We start from the raw sequence: 4,872 nt of genomic DNA, 5'->3' as shown, positions 1-4,872 counted from the left end.
GAAATAATAAAGACCAAGAATTTTTATCTAATTTAAGTATTGCGCTTGAGAAACATTTTGCCAACCCTAAAATAACTACCGAAGATATTGCAAAAGACTTAAACATGAGCAGAACTTTACTGCACCTTAACCTTAAAAAGCTATTGAACAAAAGCGCTACCGAAATATTGAATGAATACCGCTTAAAGAAAGCAGTTATTATGTTAGAGAATGATTTACCAATAGGCGAAGTAGCTTATTATTGCGGTTATAGCGATCCAAATTATTTCAGCAGGATATTTAAGAAATATTATCAATGTACGCCATTGCAATATAAAGAAAACCCAGTTAAAGAGGTCATTCCCTAAAACCCGATTAAATGAAATTACAACAAAAAACTCCTTCAAATACTGAGAGAGGAGTTGTACCGTTCAGCGGGAACCTCGAATACTTAAAGGGAACGTCATTACCTTTTATTTAAATATTTTTCAATAAAGAGTATAAAAAAATATTTATTATTGAGATATGAAGAAATCTATTTGTTTAATCTCGCTTTCGTTTTTAATTTACTTCTCTTCCAACGCTCAGAATCAAACAATTGCTTGGCAAAGTTTCTTTAAAAACGATACTGAAACTGCAAAGAAAGTTTTCAAAGAACTTGCTTTAAAACCAGAAACTGCTGAAAACGCCTATTTAGGTTTAAGTTTAATTTCTGAACTTGAATATTCTACCGATGCGGCTTTTGATTATTTTAACAAGTTCTATTTGCTATCTAAAAATCAAGCGCCTTATATTTATGCTCTTTGGAGGAGTCCTTCTATTCATAACAGTTACACAAAACTTAGTGCTAGCAGTCTTGAAATAACTAACCAAATAGCCGAAAATAAAAATTTTGATGGATCTCTAAATGCAATGGCTTATTCTGCAATTGGCAAACATTATGAAAGCTCAAAAAAAATAGCAGAAGCTGATAAAGCATACTCACAAATTGGATCTCTAGATAACTGGGAAATCACCAGTAGATTTGAAAATATATCAACTAGTGGATTTGACAAGGATTATGATGTATTAAGTAAACCGCAAGACGATGCTCGTTTTACAGGCAAAGGTGATTTGCAATTTGGCTGGCGAAAAGTGCCCTTTACTAAAAATAGTAAATGGTTTGATTTTACTTATTACGATGACCCTTACCAGGCGATAATGTTTTCACAAACCTTTGTAAACGCTCCTAAAGAAATTATTGGCCAATTACGTATTGGAGTTTCTGGATCGGTAAAAGTTTGGGTTAATGACCAACTAATTCTTACCGAGGCAGAAGAAAGGAATAATGATATTGATGCTTACATTGTTTCGGCAAAACTTAATGCTGGTTATAATAGAATTTTAGTTCAAATTGGTGAGAGCTACGCAAATAATTCGAATTTTTTAATACGGTTAACTGACAATAAAGGTCAAACAATACCTAACCTAACAAGTGTTGCGGAATATAATCCATATCAAAAAGAAAATAATTTCAAATCGGAAAGAATTACTCCAGAAGTTTACAACTACTTTAAAAATGCCATCAAAAAAGATTCGACAGATGTTTTAAGCCAAATTTTATTGGCCAAATCATATTTAAGAGATGATATTATTTTCGAAGCCAGAAATATACTGGAAAACTTGAAAAGTAAATACCCTGAAAGCACTTATTTAAATTCGATGCTAATTGACCTACACTCAAAAGAAGATAACAAAACGGGGGTAAACACAATACAAGAAAACATTAAGACTATTGACCCAGAAGGTTTAATTGGGTTAAACCTAAAATACTATGATTATTATAACCAAGATAATTATGATAAAGCAGAAGAAATTCTTAACAAGATAGTGCAAAAAATTGGTGAGTCTGAAGATGTGATAGCTAAGAAAATTAATTTGGCTAGCCAACGGAAAAATCAAGACAAGATAATTGAGCTTGCCGAAAAAGCATATAAAAAATGGCCGGACAATAAGACTTTTATGCATTTAAAATACGTAATTGAGAAAGAAGTAAAGAAAAATTCTCAAGCAATAAACGTAGTCAAAAAATACGTAGCTGAAAATGACTCTTATGAATATGCGAAGTTTTTAGCCGGAATTTATTTTGATAAATCTGATTTTAAAAGTGGCATAGATATCTATTTACAAGAGATCAAAAACAAACCAATATCAACCGGAATATATAATGAATTAGCCAATCAATATTATACTATCCAAAAATATGATAAAGCTGAGGAGTACATGCTTAAAACCATTAACCTAGCACCTAATATCAGTTCTTACTATAACACATTGGGTTTGATATACGAGACAAAGAAAGAAAAAGTAAAAGCTGAGGAAAATTATAAAAAATGCCTAAGTATAAATCCAAATAATTATTCTGCTATCGAGCACCTCAGAAAATTAAACAATAAGAAAAATATATTTGAATACTTTGAGCAACCAGACGTTTCACAATTAGTTAAAAACGCACCTGATTTAAAAGAATACCCTGACGACCACCTTGTAATATTAGACCAGGAAGTACAAACCGTGGTTTATGAGAACGGAGGCTCAGAAGAGAAACATTTTTACATCACAAAAGTACTTACCCAAAAAGGATTAGAAAGTTTAAAAGAATATGACATTCCTTACGATGGCGACCAGTCTTTAAGCATTGAAGTTGCCGAAATAATAAAACCGAATGGCGTTAAAACACCAGCAGAAAAAAACGATAACAGTTTGGTTTTTACAAATTTAGAAGTTGGAGATGTAATTAACATCAGGTATAAATTGCAAAACTTCAACCTGGGAAGTTTAGCTTCTCATTTTTGGGATTCGTTTTATTTTACTCATGGTAATTCTTACGTGAACACTAAATATTCTTTATTGATTAACAAGAATAAAAAATTCAGTTACAAATTTTCTGAATCGCCAATTGAAGCCCAAAAAACAAGTGTTGATGAATTTGACAAGTATGTTTGGCAGGCAAAAAACCAAATTGCTTTACGATATGAAGATAAAATGCCTCCGCAAGACGATGTGACCAATATGCTTTACATCTCAACAATTCCAGATTGGAAATTTGTTTCAGATTGGTATAACAATATTGCAACTGCTAAAGCAAGAAGCAGCTATGAAATTAAATCAGTAACTAATCAGTTATTTGCTGGCACAAAGTTGGATGATTTAGAAAAAGTCAAAAAAATATATAAATATATCACTCAAAATATCGCATATAGCTCTGTTTCTTTCAGACAAAGTGGTATTGTACCTCAAAACCCAGCTACGGTAATTAATACTCGTATTGGCGATTGCAAAGATGTTTCTACGCTATTCGTATCGATGTGTAAGGAAGTAGGCATTGATGCAGAACTGGTATTAGTTAAAACTCGCGACAATGGACAGAATACCTTGTTGTTGCCTGGCATTGATTTTAACCATTGCATTGCAAAAGCAAATATTAAGGGAAAAGATTATTATTTAGAGCTTACTACCAGCTCGTTGCCTTTTGGTACATTTTATAATAGCGATTTAAACTCTCCTATTCTAAATATCAATAACACCACAAATTCATTAACTAAATTGAATCCCCCAAATCGCGGAATCAATCACATGTCTTATCAAACTTCTATCAAGATCAATGACAATAATATGGCTATAAGCAGTACAAATTTCGATACCGGATCTGCGACAAGTTATTTAAGGAATGATTTCAACAATCTTTCTGCTAAAGATCAAATGAAAAAAATGAAAGAACAACTCTCTAGTCAATTTCCAGAAAACGAGGTTACCTCTTTAAGCTTTGTTAATTTAGACCCAAAAAGTGCGCTATCAGACACATTAAGTACGACCTGTAATTATTCAATTTTAAATATCTGTAAACCTGTTGCAGGGATGTCTATCTTCTCATTGCCTTGGTCGGCTTCTATTGACCCTGCCAATTTAACAATTACAGCACCCCGTAATTTCGGTATAGACTTAACTCAATTATTTTTTGTTGACAAGAATGACGAACAAATCAATTTAGAGCTTCCATTAGGAAAAAAGTTGATTGAACCAGTAAAACCACTGCTTATAGATAACGAATATTTCAGATACTCTTTAAGCAGTAAATCAGTTAACAATAAAATAATTATTAATAGGGATTTTGTTTTAAAGAAAGACTTTGTAGATAAAGACAAAGTAGAAGAATTTCATACTTTATTTAAAAAAATAGCTGAATCAGATAAACAACAACTTGCCTTTAAGTAGTATTAATATGCAGCTATCAATCAAAGAGCTCATTTATTAAACATGAATGAGCTCTTTTAAAAATGAAGTCGAATTTCATATTCAGTCAGCATAGTAAACTAAAGTTTTCCGCCCGATGGTGACACCTAAATAAGCCTGGCTAATATGCCTTTCTTTGATAACCGTACGATCTAACATGATAGGTTATTTTGTATTTCGGTTGATTTCATTAGGAAACATATCTTAAAAAATATTTAACCCAAAACCATATTGAGATAATTAAAACCCAAAAAACCACGCCTAATAGATGCCAGAAGCGTTTTTTTTATAAGTAAATAAAAAATTGCCTAACAATAAATTAGGTAACAAAAAACCGCCTCCAAAGCAACTGGAGGCGGTTTTACTTAAATTTAGTACTCAAAGACATATTGGAATCGAATCAATTTTTAGAAGATCTTATGAAATTATGTATGATTTAGAAATTTTAACCTAATCTGAAATTTTTAAATAAAACCAGAATAATACATTTTATTATTGGTTTTATTTAATTAAAATATGGTGGCCGCAGATAGAGCCTCTGCCGGGATGGAGTGTGCCAGATTAAATACTTAAAATTTTTGAAATATGGGGAAACCGAACAGGTCACTTTTGTTTTGGTTT

Annotated in this window: 2 protein-coding genes; both read left to right on the top strand. The window is 31.7% G+C overall.

From position 1 onward, the window contains the following. On the top strand, positions 1 to 347 hold a 347-nt coding region (locus VGE71_RS02060; RefSeq protein WP_331136809.1), incomplete at its 5' end, for an AraC family transcriptional regulator. Positions 348 to 504: 157 nt separating this feature from the next. Then, positions 505 to 4,233: a DUF3857 domain-containing protein gene (locus tag VGE71_RS02055; RefSeq protein WP_331136808.1), complete on the top strand. Its 3,729-nt coding sequence runs from the start codon at positions 505 to 507 to the stop codon at positions 4,231 to 4,233. Positions 4,234 to 4,872 lie beyond the last annotated feature (639 nt).

Origin of the sequence: Flavobacterium sp. (assembly GCF_036405015.1) — a bacterium.
In the GTDB taxonomy this organism is placed as follows: Bacteria; Bacteroidota; Bacteroidia; order Flavobacteriales; family Flavobacteriaceae; genus Flavobacterium.
Note: the sequence above shows the minus strand (reverse complement) of the source record. Positions and strands in the feature narration are given on the sequence as shown.